The 21,128-nt window shown below is 58.2% G+C and carries 21 protein-coding genes; 14 read left to right on the top strand and 7 right to left on the bottom strand.

Going from position 1 to position 21,128, the window contains the following annotated elements; translation table 11 throughout:
* Window positions 1-26: 26 nt before the first annotated feature.
* On the bottom strand, window positions 27-935 hold the full coding sequence (locus tag PMI36_RS21730; RefSeq protein WP_032830193.1) for a flagellar protein MotY: 909 nt from the start codon (window positions 933-935) through the stop codon (window positions 27-29).
* A 157-nt stretch (window positions 936-1,092) separates the two neighbouring features.
* On the opposite strand from PMI36_RS21730, the gene pyrC reads away from it, so the two are divergent.
* On the top strand, window positions 1,093-2,139 hold the full coding sequence (gene pyrC / locus PMI36_RS21735; RefSeq protein WP_008069498.1) for a dihydroorotase: 1,047 nt from the start codon (window positions 1,093-1,095) through the stop codon (window positions 2,137-2,139).
* Entirely contained in the window at window positions 2,136-2,813 is a 678-nt protein-coding gene (gene rnt, locus PMI36_RS21740; protein WP_008069497.1) for a ribonuclease T, read from the top strand. The genes pyrC and rnt overlap by 4 nt, the downstream gene beginning before the upstream one ends.
* A gap of 210 nt (window positions 2,814-3,023) precedes the next feature.
* Here the strand turns inward: rnt and PMI36_RS21745 are convergent, their stop codons facing one another.
* On the bottom strand, window positions 3,024-3,626 hold the full coding sequence (locus PMI36_RS21745) for a peroxiredoxin (RefSeq protein WP_007898510.1): 603 nt from the start codon (window positions 3,624-3,626) through the stop codon (window positions 3,024-3,026).
* Window positions 3,627-3,951: 325 nt separating this feature from the next.
* On the opposite strand from PMI36_RS21745, the gene PMI36_RS21750 reads away from it, so the two are divergent.
* The gene (locus tag PMI36_RS21750) at window positions 3,952-4,170 is read left to right on the top strand and encodes a bacterioferritin-associated ferredoxin (RefSeq protein WP_007898511.1); all 219 of its coding nucleotides are present in this window, start codon (window positions 3,952-3,954) and stop codon (window positions 4,168-4,170) included.
* A 198-nt stretch (window positions 4,171-4,368) separates the two neighbouring features.
* A complete protein-coding gene (bfr, locus tag PMI36_RS21755; protein ID WP_008069496.1) occupies window positions 4,369-4,842 on the top strand; it encodes a bacterioferritin in 474 nt (157 codons plus the stop codon).
* A gap of 197 nt (window positions 4,843-5,039) precedes the next feature.
* On the opposite strand, the gene grxD is transcribed toward bfr, so the two are convergent.
* From grxD to PMI36_RS21770, 3 genes are all read right to left on the bottom strand, one after another.
* On the bottom strand, window positions 5,040-5,381 hold the full coding sequence (grxD, locus tag PMI36_RS21760) for a Grx4 family monothiol glutaredoxin (protein ID WP_007898513.1): 342 nt from the start codon (window positions 5,379-5,381) through the stop codon (window positions 5,040-5,042).
* Window positions 5,382-5,478: 97 nt separating this feature from the next.
* Window positions 5,479-7,584: a molybdopterin oxidoreductase family protein gene (locus PMI36_RS21765; protein ID WP_008069495.1), complete on the bottom strand. Its 2,106-nt coding sequence runs from the start codon at window positions 7,582-7,584 to the stop codon at window positions 5,479-5,481.
* Between the two features lie 134 nt (window positions 7,585-7,718).
* A complete protein-coding gene (locus PMI36_RS21770; protein WP_008069494.1) occupies window positions 7,719-8,009 on the bottom strand; it encodes a hypothetical protein in 291 nt (96 codons plus the stop codon).
* Between the two features lie 406 nt (window positions 8,010-8,415).
* Between PMI36_RS21770 and argF the strand changes: the two genes are divergently transcribed.
* Together argF and PMI36_RS21780 are read left to right on the top strand one after the other, a co-directional pair.
* Window positions 8,416-9,336, top strand: coding sequence for an ornithine carbamoyltransferase (gene argF / locus PMI36_RS21775; RefSeq protein WP_032830187.1), 921 nt, complete (start codon window positions 8,416-8,418; stop codon window positions 9,334-9,336).
* The gene (locus tag PMI36_RS21780) at window positions 9,333-10,442 is read left to right on the top strand and encodes an ABC transporter ATP-binding protein (RefSeq protein ID WP_008069492.1); all 1,110 of its coding nucleotides are present in this window, start codon (window positions 9,333-9,335) and stop codon (window positions 10,440-10,442) included. The genes argF and PMI36_RS21780 overlap by 4 nt, the downstream gene beginning before the upstream one ends.
* A gap of 115 nt (window positions 10,443-10,557) precedes the next feature.
* Here the strand turns inward: PMI36_RS21780 and PMI36_RS21785 are convergent, their stop codons facing one another.
* Together PMI36_RS21785 and ybaK are read right to left on the bottom strand one after the other, a co-directional pair.
* Entirely contained in the window at window positions 10,558-11,340 is a 783-nt protein-coding gene (locus tag PMI36_RS21785; RefSeq protein WP_008069491.1) for a PhzF family phenazine biosynthesis protein, read from the bottom strand.
* A gap of 116 nt (window positions 11,341-11,456) precedes the next feature.
* Window positions 11,457-11,927, bottom strand: a complete 471-nt coding sequence (gene ybaK / locus PMI36_RS21790; protein ID WP_007938929.1) for a Cys-tRNA(Pro) deacylase — start codon at window positions 11,925-11,927, stop codon at window positions 11,457-11,459.
* Between the two features lie 371 nt (window positions 11,928-12,298).
* Between ybaK and PMI36_RS21795 the strand changes: the two genes are divergently transcribed.
* From PMI36_RS21795 to PMI36_RS21830, 8 genes are all read left to right on the top strand, one after another.
* The gene (locus PMI36_RS21795; RefSeq protein WP_008069485.1) at window positions 12,299-13,150 is read left to right on the top strand and encodes an MIP/aquaporin family protein; all 852 of its coding nucleotides are present in this window, start codon (window positions 12,299-12,301) and stop codon (window positions 13,148-13,150) included.
* 76 nt (window positions 13,151-13,226) lie between these two features.
* A complete protein-coding gene (glpK, locus tag PMI36_RS21800) occupies window positions 13,227-14,732 on the top strand; it encodes a glycerol kinase GlpK (protein WP_008009318.1) in 1,506 nt (501 codons plus the stop codon).
* Window positions 14,733-14,815: 83 nt separating this feature from the next.
* Complete coding sequence (locus PMI36_RS21805) at window positions 14,816-15,571, top strand: DeoR/GlpR family transcriptional regulator (protein ID WP_008069483.1); 756 nt, start codon at window positions 14,816-14,818, stop codon at window positions 15,569-15,571.
* 293 nt (window positions 15,572-15,864) lie between these two features.
* Window positions 15,865-17,403, top strand: a complete 1,539-nt coding sequence (glpD, locus tag PMI36_RS21810; RefSeq protein WP_008069481.1) for a glycerol-3-phosphate dehydrogenase — start codon at window positions 15,865-15,867, stop codon at window positions 17,401-17,403.
* Between the two features lie 452 nt (window positions 17,404-17,855).
* Entirely contained in the window at window positions 17,856-18,770 is a 915-nt protein-coding gene (locus PMI36_RS21815) for a glutamate/aspartate ABC transporter substrate-binding protein (RefSeq protein WP_008069479.1), read from the top strand.
* Window positions 18,771-18,963: 193 nt separating this feature from the next.
* Window positions 18,964-19,710: an amino acid ABC transporter permease gene (locus PMI36_RS21820; protein WP_008069477.1), complete on the top strand. Its 747-nt coding sequence runs from the start codon at window positions 18,964-18,966 to the stop codon at window positions 19,708-19,710.
* Window positions 19,710-20,381: an amino acid ABC transporter permease gene (locus PMI36_RS21825; RefSeq protein WP_008069476.1), complete on the top strand. Its 672-nt coding sequence runs from the start codon at window positions 19,710-19,712 to the stop codon at window positions 20,379-20,381. The genes PMI36_RS21820 and PMI36_RS21825 overlap by 1 nt, the downstream gene beginning before the upstream one ends.
* A complete protein-coding gene (locus PMI36_RS21830; RefSeq protein ID WP_008069475.1) occupies window positions 20,378-21,112 on the top strand; it encodes an amino acid ABC transporter ATP-binding protein in 735 nt (244 codons plus the stop codon). The genes PMI36_RS21825 and PMI36_RS21830 overlap by 4 nt, the downstream gene beginning before the upstream one ends.
* Window positions 21,113-21,128: the final 16 nt, after the last annotated feature.

Here is a 21,128-nt window from a genome sequence, read left to right as displayed (position 1 = left end):
TCGAGCGAGCGACGATTTCAGCTGGTTCAGGAGGTCTTCGCGCTGCCCGCGGAAGCAGTGGCTGGAGGCGCCGGTTGCTCGGTCGGCGCTACCCGTTCAAGACGTACGGCAACCCGGCGGTTCTTCGCTCGATTGGCGGCATTGTTGTTCGGTGCCAGAGGATAGCGCTCACCGTGAAAACGCAGGGTGATCTGCGATTCCTGGATACCATTGGCCTTGAAGAAATCCATCACGGCCAGCGCCCTGCGTCGTGATAGTTCGCGGTTGGTCAGGCGGTTGCCGCTGTTGTCGGAATGGCCGTCGAGTTCAATGTGGTTGACCGTCGGATCGGCTTTCATGAATTCCAGCATGACCTGCAAATGAGCCTTGGCTTGGATGTCTAGATCGATGCCCTCCCCCGGAAAGCCGATTTCGGATTGCTTCACCTGCTCGAAATTCTGCGGCAGCAACCTGGCCACGCAACCCTGGTAGTCACTGTAGGCCTTGCTGAATTTGACCGGCAGCAGACGGACTTCAGATACCCGACCCTCGCCCGAGGAGTGTCGAACCACCGGGCTGCGACCGTCCAGTAACCCGCTGATCAGGCGCCCGGCCTGAACTTGCGAGCTGTTGAACAGCACGTTGCCACTGCCGATTCGTACCGACCCCAGGTTGATGTCGCCACGCCCCGGCTGCCATGGCGCAGCGGCCGCCAGCAAGGTCGCGGAACCGCCACCGATCATCGAGTTGTAGGCCTTCAAGCGAAATGTCGCCTGTTCGCCGGCACGACGCACGAACTCTCCCGAGCCGAAATCGGTGATGGGTTGAGTCAGGCGGCATTCGAACTTGTCACCTTCGACCGTCCACTCGATGCTCTCCAGACGGGTCTGGAAAGTGAGCGCCATCGCGGGAAGGCTGGCAAACACACTGAGCAAGGCTAAATAACGCTGGCGCACGGGAGGCTCCACTGGCTTGTGCAACAAAAAGACCGACACACACATTTACGGCATACCTGTTGGGTATCGGAAGGTTGCCGCAAAACTTGATAGCGAGTGCCTGCAAGAGTCTTTTCCGGTAGCATTCCCCTGAGTTCGACCCGCCTGGAATCCCCTCATGTCCGACCGCCTGACCCTGCTGCGTCCCGACGACTGGCATATTCATCTTCGCGATGGTGCTGTGTTGACCAATACCGTCGCGGATGTCGCGCGCACCTTTGGTCGCGCCATCATCATGCCCAACCTGGTACCGCCGGTGCGCAACGCGGCTGAAGCCAATGGCTATCGCCAGCGGATTCTCGCCGCGCGTCCGGCCGGCAGCCGTTTCGAACCGCTGATGGTTCTGTACCTGACCGACCGCACCCAGCCCGAAGAAATTCGTGAGGCCAAGGCCAGCGGTTTCGTTCACGCCGCCAAGTTGTACCCGGCCGGCGCGACCACCAACTCGGACTCTGGCGTCACCAGCATCGACAAGATTTTCCCTGCACTCGAGGCCATGGCCGACGTCGGGATGCCCTTGTTGGTTCACGGTGAAGTCACCCGTGGCGATGTCGACGTTTTCGATCGCGAAAAAATCTTCATCGACGAGCACATGCGTCGAGTGGTCGAGCGTTTCCCGACCCTCAAAGTGGTGTTCGAACACATCACCACCGCTGACGCCGTGCAGTTCGTCAACGAGGCTTCGGCCAACGTCGGCGCTACCATCACCGCGCATCACCTGCTGTACAACCGCAACCACATGCTGGTGGGCGGGATTCGGCCGCACTTCTACTGCCTGCCGATCCTCAAGCGCAATACTCACCAGGAAGCCCTGCTCGACGCCGCCACCAGTGGCAGCGACAAGTTCTTCCTCGGCACCGACTCGGCACCCCATGCCCAGCACGCCAAAGAAGCGGCTTGCGGCTGTGCCGGTTGCTACACCGCTTATGCCGCAATCGAGATGTATGCCGAAGCCTTTGAACAGCGCAACGCGCTGGACAAGCTCGAAGCCTTCGCCAGCCTCAACGGCCCGCGCTTCTACGGCCTGCCGGTGAACACCGATCGCATCACCCTGGTCCGCGATGAGTGGACCGCCCCAACCAGCCTGCCGTTTGGCGAGCTGACTGTAATCCCGCTGCGCGCCGGTGAAAAACTGCGCTGGCGCCTGCTGGAGGAACACGCGTGAGTGAAGACCATTTCGACGACGAACAGGACGGTCAAGGCAACGGAGGTGGTCCTCGTCATCCAATGGCTGCCAGATTCCGTGGTTACCTGCCGGTTGTCGTCGACGTAGAAACCGGTGGCTTCAATTCGGCCACCGATGCCCTGCTGGAAATTGCGGCGACCACCATCGCCATGGACGAAAAGGGCTTTGTGTATCCCGATCACACCTACTTCTTCCGCGTCGAGCCATTTGAAGGCGCGAACATCGAAGCGGCCGCTCTGGAGTTCACCGGGATCAAGCTCGATCACCCGTTGCGCATGGCCGTGAGTGAAGAAGCAGCCCTGACTGATATTTTCCGCGGCATCCGCAAGGCCCTGAAAGCCAACGGCTGCAAACGGGCGATTCTGGTCGGGCACAACAGCAGCTTTGATCTGGGCTTCCTCAACGCCGCTGTCGCACGCCTGGACATGAAACGTAACCCGTTTCATCCATTTTCCAGCTTCGATACCGCGACCCTCGCAGGTCTGGCCTACGGTCAAACCGTATTGGCCAAGGCCTGTCAGGCAGCCGATATCGACTTCGACGGTCGCGAGGCTCATTCGGCTCGCTACGACACAGAGAAGACTGCCGAGCTGTTCTGCGGCATCGTCAATCGCTGGAAACAAATGGGCGGCTGGGAAGACTACAACGACTGATCCATCACTGATCTCTCGAGACGCAAACCTGTGGCGAGGGAGATTGCTCCCGTCGGACTGCGCAGCAATCCCATTCTTTCAGGAAGAGAGTGGGGCCGCTTCGCTGCCCAGCGGGAGCAAGCTCCCTCGCCACAAGTGAACAGCCTGGGTTTATCCCGCCCATAAAAAAACCGGCCTTGGCAGCCGGTTTTTTTATGCCTCGAACGTGCCTTACAGCGCAGCAGCGTTCTCGGTCAGGTAAGCCGCAACACCTTCGGTGGAAGCGGTCATGCCTTTGTCGCCTTTTTTCCAGTTGGCAGGGCAAACTTCGCCGTGCTCTTCGTGGAATTGCAGAGCGTCGACCAGACGGATCAGCTCTTCGATGTTACGGCCCAGCGGCAGGTCGTTGATGATCTGCGAGCGGACAACGCCTTTGTCGTCGATCAGGAACGCGCCACGGAAAGCCACGCCGCCTTCGGACTCAACGTCGTAGGCCTTGGCGATTTCGTGCTTCAGGTCGGCCGCCATGGTGTAGCGAACTTCGCCGATGCCACCATTGTTGACCGGGGTGTTGCGCCAGGCATTGTGGGTGAAGTGCGAGTCGATCGAAACGGCTACCACTTCCACGTTGCGTGCCTTGAAATCAGACATGCGGTTGTCCAGAGCGATCAGCTCGGACGGGCAAACGAAGGTGAAGTCCAGTGGGTAGAAGAACACCAGGCCGTATTTGCCTTTGATGGCCGAGGACAGGGTGAAGCTGTCTACGATTTCGCCATTGCCGAGTACGGCCGGTACGGTGAAGTCAGGGGCTTGTTTGCCTACGAGTACGCTCATTGGATATCTCCTGGTGTAATAACGTTGAAGAACAGGGTTCATGCCAGCCTGCCACCCTCGGGCGACAGCCCTGTGACACAAACCTGCTTCGCAAAAGGCCGACCATCATACACCGCGTTTTTCACCTGTCCTTAGCGCCTTAATGGTTTTTTTCCTGGAAGGTAAAAAGACCGCTGCTATATTTTTCTCCTGACAACGTGAGAAGAAACCGTTCGTCAGTCACATGCCCTTATGACGAAAACCTTTCAGAAACCACTTTGACAATCATTCTCGTTAACATTAAGATCCATCGCAATTGAGTCACAACCAGCGACGGTTTTCACTTATGTATGTCTGCCTCTGCACTGGCGTCACCGACGGTCAAATCCGCGATGCAATCTATGAAGGTTGCTGCAGCTATCGGGAAGTCCGTCAGGCCACCGGCGTTGCCAGCCAATGCGGTAAATGCGCCTGCCTTGCCAAGGAAGTGGTCCGTGAAACCCTGGGCAAACTGCAATCGGCCCAGGCGGCGATCCCCTACCCCGCAGAATTTACCGCCGCATAACTACCGTCTTTCAAAGAACCGGACTTGATGTCCGGTTTTTTTATGTCTGGAAATCAATCGCTTAGGCGCTAGACGCGGAACAAAAACATTCTTATTCCGATTAATTTTCATTTAAGTTTCAATAACTTAGGTTTGACACTCTTAATTACGCGGCTCAAACTCTGCGTTATAGACAGCTACTCAGGGCAGGACCCCATCATGAAAGGCGACGTTACAGTCATCCAGCATCTCAACAAGATCCTTGCCAATGAGCTGGTCGCGATCAACCAATACTTTTTGCATGCACGCATGTATGAAGATTGGGGCCTGAACAAGCTCGGTAAGCACGAGTACCACGAATCCATCGACGAGATGAAGCACGCCGACAAGCTGATCAAGCGCATCCTGTTCCTTGAAGGCCTGCCGAACGTCCAGGACCTGGGCAAGCTGAACATCGGCGAACACACCAAGGAAATGCTTGAGTGTGACTTGAAGATCGAACGCGAAGGCCATGCCGATCTGAAAGTCGCTATCGCTCACTGCGAAACTGTCGGCGACTTCGGTAGCCGTGAACTGCTCGAAGACATTCTTGAATCCGAAGAAGAACATATCGACTGGCTGGAAACCCAACTGGGCCTGATCGACAAAGTCGGTCTTGAGAACTATCTGCAGTCGCAGATGGGCGAAGAGTAAATGCTACGCCGCTAATCGCGATGCAATAAAAAGCCCCGCTCTCTTTTAAAGAGGCGGGGCTTTTTAATGACCGAACTTCAGGCTCACCCTGGAACAAATGTGGGAGCGGGCTTGCTCGCGAAAACGGTAGGTCAGTCAACTTATCTGTTGAATGTCATACCGCCTTCGCGAGCAAGCCCGCTCCCACAAACAGCGAATCAGGCGTCGGTCTTGTTGGCCGCAGCAGCTTCAACAGCGGCTTTGATCGTCGCTTGCAACGAACCATCAGCAGCCATTTCAGTCATGATGTCGCTACCGCCGACCAGCTCACCACCGACCCACAGTTGCGGGAAGGTTGGCCAGTTGGCGTACTTTGGCAGGTTGGCGCGGATTTCCGGGTTCTGCAGGATGTCCACATAGGCAAACTTTTCGCCACAGGCCATTACAGCCTGAGCGGCTTTCGCGGAGAACCCACACTGTGGGGCATTCGGCGAGCCTTTCATGTAAAGCAGAATGGTGTTGTTGGCAATCTGCTCTTTAATCGTTTCGATGATATCCATGGAGCACCTCGGCTGAACTTTCCGACTCAGTGGTCGGCACGGTGGCGCATTGTAACGGAAACCCGAGCGCCATGCTCGGCCTCCCCGACAGTCATATTCATGCCGCCGCCACGGTCACCGGCACGCCGTTCAACGCCGCATTACCCGACAACTCATCGAGCTGACATTCGTCAGTCAGGTCATTGGCGCTGGAGCCGGGTTGAGCGCTGGCAATCGTCATCTGCACACCCGGTCGCGCATGACCCCAACCGTGAGGAAGGCTGACCACACCTTTCATCATATCCAGGCTGGCGACCACTTCAACCTCGATCACCCCGACCCGCGAACTGACGCGCACTCGCTGCCCATCGTGGAGCCCGCGGCTGGCCAGGTCATCCGGGTTCATCAGCAGTTGATGGCGCGGTTTGCCCTTCACCAGACGGTGATAGTTGTGCATCCATGAGTTGTTGCTGCGCACATGGCGGCGGCCGATCATCAGCAGCTCATCGGCAGCCGGTGCTTGTAGCGCCGCGAAGCGCGCCAGGTCGGCGAGGATCTCGACGGGTGCTGCCTGGACTCGCTGATTGGCGGTCTTCAGGCGTGGCGCCAGGTTGGGTTTGAGCGCGCCCAGATCGATACCGTGAGGATGATCGAACAGGGTCGCCAATGACAGTTTGTGTTCCGAAGCGTCGCCATACCGCCCCATCCGCAGCCCCAGGTCGATCATCTGCGCGGGGGCAATGGTCGGCTTCAGCTCTTTGCCAGTCTTCGCTGCAAAAGCCTTGGCCAGCCCCACGAAGATTTCCCAGTCATGCAGCGCGCCTTCGGGTTTGGCCAGGATCGCCCGGTTAAAGCGGGTGACGTTGCGCACCGCGAACATGTTGAACGTGGTGTCGTAGTGATCGTTTTCCAGCGCCGAAGTCGACGGCAGGATCAGGTCGGCATAACGCGTGGTTTCATTGATGTACAGGTCAACGCTGACCATGAACTCCAATCCGTCCAGCGCCTGCTCCAGTTGTCGGCCATTGGGCGTGGACAGCACCGGATTACCCGCCACGGTGATCAGCGCGCGGACCTGCCCTTCCCCTTCGGTGAGCATCTCTTCGGCCAGCGCCGATACCGGCAGCTCTCCCGCGTATTCCGGACGCCCGGACACGCGGCTCTGCCACCGGTTGAAATGACCGCCCGAGGTCGATGCCACCAGATCCACCGCAGGCTCGGTGCACAACGCACCGCCCACCCGGTCGAGGTTGCCGGTGACCAGATTGATCAGTTGCACCAGCCAATGGCACAGGGTGCCGAAAGCCTGGGTCGAAACCCCCATGCGCCCGTAGCAGACCGCTGTCGGCGCTGCCGCGAAGTCCCGTGCCAGTTGGCGGATCTGCTCGGCGGGTATCGCGCACAGCGGGCTCATGGCCTCGGCGGTGAACCCTGCGATTGCCTCACGCACTTCATCCAGGCCATCGACCGGTAAATGACTGTCGTGGGTCAAGCCTTCGGCAAACAAGGTATTGAGCAGCCCGAACAACAGCGCCGCATCACCACCGGGACGCACGAACAAATGCTGATCAGCCATCGCCGCTGTTTCGCTGCGACGCGGATCGACCACCACGACTTTGCCGCCCCGGGCCTGAATCGCCTTGAGGCGCTTCTCCACATCCGGCACGGTCATGATGCTGCCGTTGGAGGCCAGTGGATTGCCGCCCAGGATCAGCATGAAATCGGTGTGATCGATGTCCGGGATCGGCAGCAGCAAGCCGTGGCCGTACATCAAGTGGCTGGTCAAGTGATGGGGCAACTGATCGACCGATGTCGCGGAAAACCGGTTGCGGGTTTTCAGCAGGCCGAGGAAATAATTGCTGTGGGTCATCAACCCGTAGTTGTGTACGCTGGGATTGCCCTGATAGACCGCCACCGCGTTCTGCCCGTGACGCTCCTGGATCGCCGCCAGGCGTTCGGCTACAAGGCTGAAAGCGTCTTCCCACTCCATAGGCTGCCATTCGCTGCCTGTTCGCCGCATCGGCTGACGCAGGCGATCCGGATCGTTCTGAATGTCTTGCAGGGCAACTGCTTTGGGGCAGATGTGCCCGCGGCTGAAAGTGTCCTGTGGATCACCCTTGATCGAGGTGATCTGTACGCCGCCTTCGACCTCGGTGGTTTCGATGGTCAGGCCGCAGATGGCTTCACACAGGTGGCACGCACGGTGATGGAGAGTCTTGGTCATGGCCAGTCTCTGTTTTGTTCTGGGCGGGCAAGATCGGCCGCGGGAACAAAACTATGGCGCGCGACTCACCCCTTGGCCAGCGACGTTCGTCTTGTGAATCGGCGGCCATCAGGCCAGCCAATGGCAGCAAAAGATCAGTTCGACGGCAGGCTCGGCGGCGCCTGCAACTGGATCTCCTCGATGGTTTCGATCTGCTCATGGGCAACATGCACGCCGGTGAGCTCGCCGATCAGTCGCCAATGTTCGTCGAGCCCGGCGCTGATGGTGGCCATGCGGTCAATCATGCGCCGGCCAGCCGCTTTCGTGACTTCGTCTTCACTGCGCAACAACTCGAAAGACATCGAGGTCATGGAAGCGGTGAGGTGAGTCAGAGAGCGGGCCGTAAGCCCGAGTAATTCCATTAACAGCTGTTCTTTCGATTCCATTCCAGATGGCTTCCTGCGTCGCTCGTGCCTTAGTTATAACGCAGCACTTTGCTTTAGCAAATGTTTCGGACAAGACACATTGCCCGCCAAAGGTCCGAATGACAGGTCAAAAACCGACCGCCAGCGTGTCGCCCGCGTCCTGTTTGATTGCCAAGTCCGGCGAGCGCGGTGTACAAATGGTTAGCTGCTGTCAGGAAACAGGCTTCAAAAGCGCTACTGCGGTCACCCGTAGCCCCTCTGAAATCCCCTAAACACCGTAGCCCATTGGAAAAACGCGACATTTAATGTCAATATCGCGCCTTCCCCTATTTCGTCGCCCCGTGCGGCTTACGCCGCAGGTCTCGCCCGTTTTTCAGTTAAACAAGGCTTTGAGTATCTGCGGTCTGTTGCAAAAAGGTAGTCAATGATGAGCGCAAGGCACTTTCTCTCCCTGATGGATTGCACGCCCGAAGAGCTGGTCAGCGTGATCCGTCGAGGCGTTGAGCTCAAGGACCTGCGTAACCGCGGCGTACTGTTCGAGCCTTTGAAAAACCGCGTCCTGGGGATGATTTTCGAGAAGTCCTCGACCCGCACACGCATCTCGTTCGAAGCCGGCATGATCCAGCTCGGCGGCCAGGCGATCTTCCTGTCGCCACGCGACACCCAATTGGGTCGAGGCGAGCCGATCGGCGACTGCGCCATCGTCATGTCGAGCATGCTCGATGCGGTGATGATCCGTACCTTTGCCCACAGTACCCTGACCGAATTCGCCGCCAATTCCCGCGTGCCGGTGATCAATGGCCTGTCCGATGACCTGCACCCCTGCCAATTGCTGGCCGACATGCAAACCTTCCTCGAACACCGTGGTTCGATTCAAGGCAAGACCGTGGCCTGGATCGGCGATGGCAACAACATGTGCAACAGCTATATAGAAGCGGCGATCCAGTTCGACTTCCAGTTGCGCATAGCCTGCCCGGAAGGTTACGAACCCAACCCTGAGTTCGTGGCTAAAGCCGGCGATCGGGTGACCATCGTCCGCGACCCGCAGGAAGCCGTGCGCGGTGCGCACCTGGTGAGCACCGACGTCTGGACCTCCATGGGCCAGGAAGAGGAAACCGCCAAGCGCCTGAAGTTGTTCGCACCGTTCCAGGTCAACCGTGCCCTGCTCGACCTGGCCGCGCCGGACGTGCTGTTCATGCATTGCCTGCCGGCCCACCGTGGCGAGGAAATCAGCCTCGACCTGCTCGACGACTCGCGTTCGGTGGCCTGGGATCAAGCCGAAAACCGTCTTCATGCACAAAAGGCCTTGCTCGAATTCCTCGTCCCGCCTTCGTACCACCACGCATGAGCCAGACCTTACTGCTGAACCTGCGCAATCTGGCCTGCGGTTACCAAAACCAGCGGGTCGTGCAGAACCTCAACCTGCATTTGAATGCTGGGGATATCGGTTGCCTGCTGGGGTCTTCGGGCTGCGGCAAAACCACCACCCTGCGGGCGATTGCCGGTTTTGAACCGGTGCATGAAGGTGAAATCCAGTTGGCGGGCGAGACCATCTCCAGCGCCGGCTTCACCCTTGCCCCGGAGAAGCGCCGGATCGGCATGGTGTTTCAGGATTACGCACTGTTTCCGCATTTGAGTGTGGCCGAGAACATCGCTTTCGGGATCCGCAAGCACCCGCAAAAGGATCGCATCACCGAAGAGCTGCTCGAACTGGTCAACCTGAAAAACCTCGGCAAGCGCTTCCCCCATGAGCTGTCCGGTGGCCAGCAGCAACGTGTCGCCCTCGCCCGCGCCCTGGCGCCGGAACCGCAACTGCTGTTGCTCGACGAACCGTTCTCTAACCTGGACGGCGAATTGCGACGCAAGCTCAGTCATGAAGTACGCGCCATTCTCAAGGCTCGCGGCACCAGTGCAATCCTGGTGACCCACGATCAGGAAGAAGCCTTCGCGGTCAGTGACCACGTGGGCGTTTTCAAGGAAGGTCGCCTGGAGCAGTGGGACACGCCCTACAACCTCTATCACGAACCCCTGACGCCATTCGTGGCCAGTTTCATTGGCCAGGGTTACTTCATTCGCGGCCAGTTAAGCAGCCCGGAATCGGTGCAGACCGAGTTGGGTGAATTACGCGGCAACCGTGCCTACACCTGGCCGATCGGATGCGCCGTGGACGTGTTGTTGCGTCCGGACGATATCGTCTATGCGCCGGACAGCCCACTGAGGGCGCAGATTGTTGGCAAGAGCTTCCAGGGGGCATCGACTCTGTACCGCTTGCAGTTGTCTACGGGCGCGCAGCTGGAGTCGATTTTCCCGAGTCATGCCGATCATCTGGTCGGTGCTGAAGTAGGCATTCGGGTGGCGGCTGAACACTTGGTGCTGTTCCAGGCCTCCGGCAGCACGGCGGCGCAGATTCCGGTAATCGAATCCGGTGTTCGGCGGTACAGCACCGCCAGCTGAACAACGCGAACACATGTGGGAGCGGGCTTGCTCGCGAAGGGGCCATAACATTCAACATCATTGTTGACTGTTACACCGTTTTCGCGAGCAAGCCCGCTCCCACATTGGATTTTGGTTAACCCAACATTAGTGTTCCGCTCGCAACCAGCGTTGCATTACCGCCAATACTCACTCGATCCCCTTCCAACTGGCAGAACAACTCCCCGCCTCGCGCCGAACACTGATAAGCCGTCAGATTCGACTTGTTCAAGCGTTCCGACCAATACGGAATCAGGCTGCAATGGGTCGACCCGGTCACCGGGTCTTCGTTGATACCGATTGCTGGCGCAAAGTACCGCGATACAAAATCATGCGTGTTGCCCTTGGCCGTCACAATGGCGCCTGGCCAGGGCAGTTTTGCCAGCGCAACCATGTCCGGCTGACAATCGAGCACGGCTTGCTCGGACTCCAGCACCACGAACAATTCTTTGGAACCCAACACATCGACTGCTTTCACACCCAAGGCGTGCTCGACATCCAGGGTCACGCCCACTTCTGTCGGCACGACGGCCGGGAAATCCAGCCACAAGCGCGTGCCCTCACGGCTGACACTCAGCGGGCCGGACTTGCAGATGAAGTCCAGACGTTCGGCCGGCTCCTTATGGATTTCAAACAGAACATAGGCGCTGGCCAGGGTCGCATGGCCGCATAACGGGACTTCGGTGGTCGGGGTAAACCAGCGGATGTGCCAGACGGAACCCTCACGTACCAGAAATGCGGTTTCGGCAAGGTTGTGTTCGGCGGCGATTTTTTGCATCAACTCATCGTCGAGCCAGGTATCGAGCCGGTACACCATCGCCGGGTTGCCACTGAACGGCCGATCACTGAACGCGTCCACCTGATGAAACTCTAGCTGCATGCCACATCTCCCTTTTTCAGGTCGACGAGCATGGAGCCACGAAGAACCCTTCACCAGTGACAGAGCGAATCAATTTTCACCATACAGCGCCGGGCTGAACGCCCGAGACCTTCTGCTCAGGCGCGACCGATATCGGCGAACTTCGCCTGGGTGTGTTCGGCCAATACGGCGGGCGCCAGCTCAACTTCCAGACCACGCCGTCCGGCGCTGACAAAGATACTGGAAAATGGCTGAGCCGAATGATCGATAAAGGTACGCAGGCGCTTCTTCTGCCCGAGCGGACTGATGCCGCCTAACAGATAACCTGTCGACCGCTGTGCAGCCGCGGGATCGGCCATTTCGACTTTCTTCACACCAGCGGCCTGCGCCAGCGCCTTCAAGTCCAGACTTCCGACGACCGGCACCACCGCCACCAACAATTCCCCCTTTTCGCTGGCCGCCAGCAATGTCTTGAACACCTGCGCCGGGTCCAACCCCAGTTTTTCCGCGGCCTCCAGACCATAGGACGCTGCCTTCGGATCATGTTCGTAACTGTGCACGCGATGTTCGGCACGAACTTTTTTCAACAAATCCAATGCGGGTGTCATGGCAACTCCAGACTTGGCGGCAGAAGAAAAAATACTGCGCAGGATTCTAGGTCATTGATCGATAAAAGGCTCTATTACAACGCTATTTCAAAAGCATGTCCGGGCTTCTGTGCCGTTCGTCCACGGTCGGCCTGCCTGATGAACGATGCGGTCATTCACGTGACTAATAGTTGAAATGTGACCGACAGTTCACTTTCGACCTTTGACAGCAGCGTTTCTTGTCTATATTTTTTCGAATCTGAATACTGTACGAATGTCTCACCGCAGCACCCAGCAGTAAGCCGAGCACAGGATGGGGATCCTGCCTCGGTGAAAATCGCGCTTTGACCTGGATGAAAAAGCGCCAGACAACAACAAAAAAGAGGTTTTCAATGACAACTGCTTTACAACAACCGTCGCTCTCGAGCCAATGCATGGCCGAGTTTCTGGGTACTGCACTGCTCATCTTTTTCGGTACCGGCTGCGTTGCCGCGCTCAAGGTGGCGGGTGCCAGCTTCGGACTGTGGGAAATCAGCATCATCTGGGGGGTTGGCGTCAGCATGGCGATCTACCTCACCGCCGGCGTTTCCGGTGCCCACCTCAATCCTGCCGTGAGTATCGCGCTGAGCATTTTCGCTGACTTCGAAAAGCGCAAACTGCCTTTCTATATCTTCTCCCAGGTGGCCGGTGCCTTCTGCGGGGCCTTGTTGGTTTACACGCTGTACAGCAACCTTTTCTTCGATTTCGAACAAACTCACCAAATGGTTCGTGGCACCCAGGCCAGCCTTGAATTGGCTTCGGTGTTCTCCACTTTCCCAAATCCTGCCCTGACCACTGCCCAGGCCTTTTTGGTTGAAGTGATCATCACCGCCATATTGATGGGCGTGATCATGTCGTTGACCGATGACAACAACGGTCTGCCCAAAGGGCCGCTGGCGCCGTTGCTGATCGGCCTGCTGATTGCCGTGATTGGTAGCTCGATGGGCCCTCTGACCGGTTTCGCGATGAACCCGGCCCGAGACTTCGGTCCTAAACTGATGACTTTCTTCGCCGGCTGGGGTGAAATTTCCTTAACTGGCGGGCGCGATATCCCGTACTTCCTGATCCCGATTTTTGCACCGATTGTCGGTGCCTGCCTCGGTGCTGCAGCTTATCGCGGGCTGATTGCCCGTCATCTTCCCAGCGCCATACCTGCTACAAAGGATGCAGTACCGGCCATTGACGGCAAACCAAGAACGTCTTGAAACCGTTGGCGCGTGATCCTGCCCATGCGGTCCCGCGCCTGACCTCACTTCCTAATTTTCGTCCAAGGCAATCGACATGACCGACATACAGAATAAGAACTACATCATTGCCCTCGATCAGGGTACGACCAGCTCCCGCGCGATCATTTTCGACCGTGACGCGAACGTGGTCTGCACCGCCCAGCGCGAATTCGCGCAGCATTACCCGCAAGCCGGTTGGGTCGAACATGACCCGATGGAAATCTTCGCCACCCAGAGCGCCGTGATGGTCGAGGCCCTGGCTCAAGCCGGCCTGCATCACGATCAGGTCGCAGCCATCGGCATCACCAACCAGCGCGAAACCACCGTGGTCTGGGACAAGACCACCGGCCGCCCGATCTACAACGCGATCGTCTGGCAGTGCCGGCGCAGCACCGAAATCTGCCAACAGCTCAAGCGCGATGGCCACGAGCAATACATCAGCGACACCACAGGCCTGGTCACCGACCCGTACTTCTCTGGCACCAAGCTCAAGTGGATCCTCGACAACGTCGAAGGCAGCCGTGAACGTGCGCGCAAGGGTGAACTGCTGTTCGGCACCGTCGACAGCTGGCTGATCTGGAAATTTACCGGCGGTAAAGTACACGTCACCGACTACACCAACGCCTCGCGCACCATGCTCTTCAACATCCACACGCTGGAGTGGGACGCGAAGATGCTGGAGGTCCTCGACATCCCGCGCGAGATGCTGCCGGAAGTTAAATCCTCGTCCGAGATCTACGGCCACACCAAAAGTGGCATCGCCATTGGCGGTATCGCCGGCGACCAGCAGGCGGCCCTCTTCGGCCAGATGTGCGTCGAGCCAGGCCAGGCGAAAAATACCTATGGCACCGGTTGCTTCCTGCTGATGAACACCGGCGACAAAGCCGTGAAATCCAAACACGGCATGCTCACCACCATCGCTTGCGGCCCGCGTGGCGAAGTGGCCTACGCCCTGGAAGGCGCGGTGTTCAACGGTGGCTCCACCGTGCAGTGGCTGCGTGACGAGTTGAAAATCATCAACGACGCCCACGACACCGAATACTTCGCCAACAAGGTCAAGGACAGCAACGGTGTGTACCTGGTGCCAGCCTTCACCGGCCTGGGTGCTCCCTACTGGGACCCGTATGCCCGTGGCGCATTGTTCGGCCTGACTCGCGGCGTACGCGTGGATCACATCATTCGTGCCGCGCTGGAGTCGATTGCCTACCAGACCCGCGACGTCCTGGACGCCATGCAGCAGGATTCCGGCGAACGCCTCAAGTCCCTGCGCGTGGACGGCGGCGCAGTCGCGAACAACTTCCTGATGCAATTCCAGGCCGACATCCTCGGCACTCAGGTCGAGCGTCCGCAAATGCGCGAAACCACAGCGTTGGGCGCGGCTTACCTGGCGGGCCTGGCGTGTGGCTTCTGGGGCAGCCTGGACGAGTTGCGCGGCAAGGCAGTGATCGAGCGCGAGTTCGAACCGACGCTGGACGAAACCGCGAAGGAAAAACTCTACGCCGGCTGGAAAAAAGCCGTCAGCCGCACTCGTGATTGGGAACCGCATGAGGGTGCTGAATAAGCCAAGGTCGGGTTCTAACTGGTAGGGAGCAGATTCCTGCGGCATCATGGGCAAATTTTGCACGGCAGCCCAAAGGAAGCCCCATGAATCTGCCTCCCCGTCAGCAGCAAATCCTCGAACTGGTCCGCGAGCGCGGCTATGTCAGCATCGAGGAAATGGCCCAGCTGTTCGTCGTTACACCGCAAACCATCCGCCGCGATATCAATCAACTGGCGGAAGTCAATCTGTTGCGTCGCTACCACGGCGGCGCAGCCTACGACTCCAGCGTCGAAAACACTGCCTACGCCATGCGCGCCGATCAGATGCGCGATGAAAAACAGCGTATCGGCGAAGCCATTGCCGCTCAGATTCCCGATCACGCCTCGCTGTTCATCAATATCGGCACCACCACCGAATCCATCGCTCGGGCGCTGCTCAACCACAGCCACCTGAAGATCATCACCAACAACCTGCATGTGGCCTCGATGCTCAGCGCCAAGGACGATTTCGACGTGCTGCTGACCGGCGGCAACGTGCGGCGTGACGGTGGCGTGGTCGGTCAGGCGAGTGTCGACTTCATTAACCAGTTCAAGGTCGACTTCGCCCTGGTCGGCATCAGCGGCATCGATGAAGATGGCAGCTTGCTGGATTTCGATTATCAGGAAGTGCGGGTGTCCCAGGCGATCATCGCCAACGCCCGGCAGGTAATCCTCGCGGCGGACTCCAGCAAATTCGGGCGCAATGCCATGATTCGCCTGGGGCCGATCAGCCTGATCGATTGCCTGGTCACCGATCAGCAGCCTTCGCCAGCCTTGGCGCAACTGTTGAGCCAGCACAAGATTCGGTTGGAAGTGGTTTAACCCCCCCCACATTTTCGTCGTCTGTACCGACGCCATCGCGGGCAAGCCCGCTCCCACAGGGTCTGCATGTAACCTGTGGGAGCGGGCTTGCCCGCGATGGCGACAGGCCACACAACACACCTCTTGCGCCCAATCGCGCGTCTAAATGTTCGTAAATTTTCCTTTAACCGCCCTTCGATCAGTATTTTCAATCGAAGTTGACTGGCTGTGCGCGTCTTTATGGGCTAGTATTTTCGTAAATGAACATTAATGTTCGAATTCAAATATAGAAAATCAAAGCCCGAGGCCAGCCGATGCCCACTTCTACCTTGCCTACGCCCCCTCTCGCCGAGGTTTACGATATCGCCGTCATCGGTGGTGGGATCAATGGCGTGGGGATCGCAGCGGATGCCGCCGGTCGCGGTCTTTCGGTGTTCCTTTGCGAAAAGGATGACCTGGCCAGCCACACTTCGTCCGCCAGCAGCAAGCTGATCCACGGCGGCCTGCGCTACCTCGAACATTACGAATTTCGCTTGGTGCGCGAAGCCCTCGCCGAGCGCGAAGTGCTGCTGGCCAAGGCGCCGCACATCGTCAAGCAGATGCGTTTCGTGCTGCCGCACCGCCCGCACCTGCGTCCGGCCTGGATGATCCGCGCCGGCCTGTTCCTTTATGACAACCTGGGCAAACGGGAAAAACTCGAAGGTTCGAAAAGCCTGAAGTTCGGCCCGGACAGTGCACTGAAAAGCGAAATCACCAAAGGCTTCGAATATTCCGATTGCTGGGTCGATGACGCACGCCTGGTCGTACTAAACGCCATGGCCGCCCGCGAGAAAGGCGCTCACGTTCACACCCAGACCCGCTGCGTCAGTGCTCGTCGCACCAAAGGCCTGTGGCATCTGAACCTGGAACGCGCCGATGGCAGCCTGTTTTCGATCCGCGCCAAAGCGCTGGTGAATGCAGCCGGCCCGTGGGTCGCCAAGTTCATCCGTGATGACCTGAAGATGGAATCGCCGTATGGCATCCGTCTGATCCAGGGCAGCCACCTGATCGTGCCGAAGCTGTATGAAGGCGAACACGCGCACATTCTGCAAAACGAAGATCAGCGCATCGTGTTCACCATTCCCTACCTGAACCACTTCACCCTGATCGGCACTACCGACCGCGAGTACACCGGTGACCCGGCCGCAGTTGCAATCACCGAAGGCGAAACCGATTACCTGCTCAAAGTGGTCAACGCCCACTTCAAGAAGCAAATCAGCCGCGACGATATCCTGCACAGCTATTCCGGTGTTCGCCCGCTGTGCAACGACGAATCCGACAACCCGTCGGCCGTCACCCGCGACTACACCTTGGCATTGTCGGGCAGTGCAGAAGAAGCGCCGCTGCTGTCGGTGTTCGGCGGCAAACTGACGACTTACCGCAAACTGGCGGAATCGGCGCTGGCGCAACTGGCCCCGTACTTCGCGCACATCAAGCCGAGCTGGACTGCCAGCGCCACCTTGCCCGGCGGCGAAGACATGACCACCCCGCAGGCCTTGAGCTCGCGGATCCGCGACAAGTTCGACTGGGTACCCACCGAAATCGCCCGACGCTGGGCCACCACGTATGGCAGCCGCACCTGGCGCATGCTCGAAGGTGTGGAAAGCCTTAATGATCTGGGCGAACACATCGGCGGCGGTCTCTACACTCGCGAAGTTGATTACCTGTGCAGCGAAGAATGGGCGACCACCGCCCACGACATTCTGTGGCGCCGCACAAAGCTTGGGCTGTTCACTACCCCGGCGGAACAGCAGAAGCTCGAAGATTACCTGAACAAGGTCGAACAGAACCGCAGCAAGATCGAAGCGGCCTGATCGGGAATCCGGTTAAAACCAAGCCCCTGAATCTCATGATTCAGGGGCTTTTTGCATTCCGGCAGGCGCCGCCGATCAACTGTGGGAGCGGGCTTGCTCGCGAAGACGGACTAGCATTCAACCTATCCACCGACCGATAGACCGCTTTCGCGAGCAAGCCCGCTCCCACAGGCAGATATGTGCATGGCGCTAGATATCATTCGGTTTTCCGAACGCGACTTGTCAGTCGATTCGGTTAACCGGATTCTTCACCATGAAAATTCACGCCATAAATATTTAATATCTTTATAAATCAATAACTTGATCTATATCGCCTGGCCTGGCACGAGTCATGCTCTACACTCTTGGACGAATGTTCGTTGCGCCACCCCTTCAGGAGCCGGCAAGCATTCGAAGCACCAAAAAGGGCCGATGAACTGGCTCCATATAAAAACAATGTCGAGGAAAATTTGATGCGCATCGTTCCCCATATCCTGGGCGCAGCCATTGCTGCCGCTCTGATTAGCACTCCAGTTTTCGCCGCCGAACTCACCGGCACACTGAAGAAGATCAAAGAGTCCGGCACCATCACCCTCGGGCATCGTGACGCTTCCATTCCGTTTTCCTACATCGCGGACGCTTCCGGCAAACCGGTTGGCTACTCCCACGATATCCAGCTGAAAATCGTCGAAGCCATCAAGAAAGACCTGGACATGCCCAACCTCCAGGTCAAATACAACCTGGTGACCTCGCAAACCCGTATCCCGCTGGTGCAGAACGGCACCGTGGACGTCGAGTGCGGCTCCACCACCAACAACGTCGAACGTCAGCAGCAAGTTGACTTCTCCGTCGGCATCTTCGAAATCGGCACCAAGCTGCTGTCCAAGAAAGATTCCCCATACAAAGACTTCGCCGACCTCAAAGGCAAGAACGTCGTGACCACCGCCGGCACCACGTCCGAGCGCATCCTCAAGTCGATGAACGCCGACAAGCAGATGGGCATGAACGTGATCTCCGCCAAAGACCATGGCGAGTCCTTCCAGATGCTGGAAACCGGCCGTGCCGTGGCTTTCATGATGGACGACGCCTTGCTGGCCGGTGAAATGGCCAAGGCCAAGAAGCCGACCGACTGGGCCGTGACCGGGACTGCGCAGTCCAATGAAATTTACGGTTGCATGGTTCGCAAAGGCGACGCGCCGTTCAAGAAAGCTGTCGACGACGCCATCATCGCGACCTACAAGTCCGGCGAGATCAACAAGATCTACGAAAAATGGTTCATGCAGCCAATTCCGCCAAAAGGCCTGAACCTGATGTTCCCGATGAGCGAAGAGCTCAAGGCCCTGATCGCCAATCCGACCGACAAAGCGGCTGACGAAAAGAAATCCTGATTTCTGACTAACCTTATCCCCTGAGAGAGCCTTTGCCCTTTCAGGGGTTGTCACTCCCTGCTGGCATTTTCTGGAAACACTCGAACCGGTGGCTGTCGAGCCGCTCGTGTGTGCCTGATCTTCAAGATCGGGCGGGAACGGAGCTTCCCCAGGCGGGCATTTGTACATCGAACGAATCCGAGGGGAGACCCTAATGAATTACAACTGGGACTGGGGCGTGTTCTTCAAGTCCACCGGCGTGGGCAGCGAGATTTATTTCGACTGGTACCTCTCCGGTTTGGGCTGGACCATCGCCATTGCCGTCGCAGCCTGGATCATCGCGCTGCTGCTGGGCTCGATTCTGGGCGTCATGCGCACGGTACCGAATCGCATCGTATCGGGCATCGCGACCTGCTACGTCGAACTCTTCCGTAACGTGCCGCTGCTGGTTCAGCTGTTCATCTGGTACTTCCTGGTGCCCGACCTGCTGCCTGCGGACATCCAGGAGTGGTACAAGCAGGATCTCAACCCCACCACTTCGGCGTTCCTCAGCGTCGTCGTGTGCCTGGGTCTGTTCACCACCGCTCGCGTTTGCGAACAAGTGCGCACCGGTATCCAGGCGCTGCCCCGCGGCCAGGAAGCCGCCGCTCGCGCCATGGGTTTCAAGCTGCCGCAGATTTACTGGAACGTGCTGCTGCCCCAGGCTTACCGCATCATCATTCCGCCGCTTACCTCGGAATTTTTGAACGTCTTCAAGAACTCCTCCGTCGCGTCGCTGATTGGCCTGATGGAGCTGCTCGCGCAGACCAAACAGACCGCCGAGTTCTCCGCCAACCTGTTCGAAGCCTTCACCCTGGCCACGCTGATCTACTTCACGCTGAACATGAGCTTGATGCTGCTGATGCGTTCGGTCGAGAAGAAAGTCGCCGTACCGGGCCTGATTTCCGTAGGGGGTAAATGATGGAATTCGACTTCTCGGGCATCATTCCGTCCCTGCCGGGTTTGTGGAACGGCATGATCATGACCCTCAAGCTGATGGCCCTGGGCGTGATCGGCGGGATCATCCTCGGCACGCTCCTGGCGCTGATGCGCTTGTCCCACAACAAACTGCTGTCGAACATCGCCGGCGCCTACGTTAACTACTTCCGCTCGATCCCGTTGCTGCTGGTCATCACCTGGTTCTACCTGGCGGTGCCGTTTGTATTACGCTGGATTACCGGCGAAGACACCCCGATCGGCGCGTTCGCCTCGTGCATCGTGGCCTTCATGATGTTCGAAGCCGCGTATTTCTGCGAAATCGTCCGGGCTGGCGTGCAGTCGATCCCCAAGGGTCAGATGGGCGCTGCCCAGGCGTTGGGTATGGAATACGGCCAGATGATGCGACTGATCATCCTGCCGCAAGCGTTTCGCAAGATGACCCCGTTGCTGCTGCAACAGAGCATCATCCTGTTCCAGGACACCTCGCTGGTTTACGCGGTGGGTCTGGTGGACTTCCTCAATGCCTCCCGTGCCAGCGGCGACATCATCGGTCGCTCCAATGAGTTCCTGATCTTCGCAGGTCTCACGTACTTCACAATCAGCTTTGCCGCCTCGCTGCTGGTCAAGCGTCTGCAAAAAAGGTTTGCCGTATGATCTCTATCAAGAATGTCAACAAGTGGTATGGCGACTTCCAGGTACTGACTGACTGCAGCACCGAGGTCAAAAAAGGCGAAGTGATTGTGGTGTGCGGGCCGTCCGGCTCCGGCAAATCCACCCTGATCAAATGCGTCAACGCCCTGGAACCGTTCCAGAAAGGCGACGTGATCGTCGATGGCACATCCATCGCCGACCCGAAGACCAACCTGCCCAAACTGCGTTCGCGCGTTGGCATGGTGTTCCAGCATTTCGAACTGTTCCCGCACCTGAGCATCATGGACAACCTGACCATCGCACAGGTCAAGGTGTTGGGTCGCAGCAAGGAAGAGGCATCCAAGAAAGCCCTGCAACTGCTCGAACGCGTCGGCCTCTCCGCCCATGCCAAAAAGCATCCGGGCCAACTCTCCGGTGGTCAGCAACAGCGTGTGGCGATTGCCCGTGCGCTGGCGATGGACCCGATCGTCATGCTGTTCGACGAACCGACCTCGGCGCTGGACCCGGAAATGGTCAACGAAGTACTCGACGTGATGGTGCAACTGGCCCACGAAGGCATGACCATGATGTGCGTGACCCACGAAATGGGCTTTGCGCGCAAAGTGGCCGACCGGGTGATCTTCATGGACCAGGGCAAGATCATCGAAGACTGCAAGAAGGAAGAGTTCTTCGGCGACATCACCGCCCGCTCCGACCGCGCGCAGCATTTCCTCGAGAAGATTCTGCAGCACTAAGAAAGGCACCGCTCCC

Origin of the sequence: Pseudomonas sp. GM79, assembly GCF_000282495.1 — a bacterium.
Taxonomy (GTDB): Bacteria; Pseudomonadota; Gammaproteobacteria; order Pseudomonadales; family Pseudomonadaceae; genus Aquipseudomonas.
The sequence above is the reverse complement of the archived record's forward strand: the minus strand, read 5'-3'. Positions and strand labels throughout refer to the sequence as shown.

Coding starts and splice junctions, on each gene's coding strand:
- PMI36_RS21825 (WP_008069476.1), top strand. CDS start 19,710: ATGGAATTCGACTTCTCGGGCATCATTCCGTCCCTGCCGGGTTTGTGG.
- glpD (WP_008069481.1), top strand. CDS start 15,865: ATGCCCACTTCTACCTTGCCTACGCCCCCTCTCGCCGAGGTTTACGAT.
- PMI36_RS21745 (WP_007898510.1), bottom strand. CDS start 3,626: ATGAGCGTACTCGTAGGCAAACAAGCCCCTGACTTCACCGTACCGGCC.
- PMI36_RS21820 (WP_008069477.1), top strand. CDS start 18,964: ATGAATTACAACTGGGACTGGGGCGTGTTCTTCAAGTCCACCGGCGTG.
- PMI36_RS21770 (WP_008069494.1), bottom strand. CDS start 8,009: ATGGAATCGAAAGAACAGCTGTTAATGGAATTACTCGGGCTTACGGCC.
- glpK (WP_008009318.1), top strand. CDS start 13,227: ATGACCGACATACAGAATAAGAACTACATCATTGCCCTCGATCAGGGT.
- PMI36_RS21830 (WP_008069475.1), top strand. CDS start 20,378: ATGATCTCTATCAAGAATGTCAACAAGTGGTATGGCGACTTCCAGGTA.
- argF (WP_032830187.1), top strand. CDS start 8,416: ATGAGCGCAAGGCACTTTCTCTCCCTGATGGATTGCACGCCCGAAGAG.
- PMI36_RS21750 (WP_007898511.1), top strand. CDS start 3,952: ATGTATGTCTGCCTCTGCACTGGCGTCACCGACGGTCAAATCCGCGAT.
- PMI36_RS21785 (WP_008069491.1), bottom strand. CDS start 11,340: ATGCAGCTAGAGTTTCATCAGGTGGACGCGTTCAGTGATCGGCCGTTC.
- PMI36_RS21795 (WP_008069485.1), top strand. CDS start 12,299: ATGACAACTGCTTTACAACAACCGTCGCTCTCGAGCCAATGCATGGCC.
- ybaK (WP_007938929.1), bottom strand. CDS start 11,927: ATGACACCCGCATTGGATTTGTTGAAAAAAGTTCGTGCCGAACATCGC.
- grxD (WP_007898513.1), bottom strand. CDS start 5,381: ATGGATATCATCGAAACGATTAAAGAGCAGATTGCCAACAACACCATT.
- PMI36_RS21805 (WP_008069483.1), top strand. CDS start 14,816: ATGAATCTGCCTCCCCGTCAGCAGCAAATCCTCGAACTGGTCCGCGAG.
- PMI36_RS21780 (WP_008069492.1), top strand. CDS start 9,333: ATGAGCCAGACCTTACTGCTGAACCTGCGCAATCTGGCCTGCGGTTAC.
- PMI36_RS21765 (WP_008069495.1), bottom strand. CDS start 7,584: ATGACCAAGACTCTCCATCACCGTGCGTGCCACCTGTGTGAAGCCATC.
- pyrC (WP_008069498.1), top strand. CDS start 1,093: ATGTCCGACCGCCTGACCCTGCTGCGTCCCGACGACTGGCATATTCAT.
- PMI36_RS21815 (WP_008069479.1), top strand. CDS start 17,856: ATGCGCATCGTTCCCCATATCCTGGGCGCAGCCATTGCTGCCGCTCTG.
- bfr (WP_008069496.1), top strand. CDS start 4,369: ATGAAAGGCGACGTTACAGTCATCCAGCATCTCAACAAGATCCTTGCC.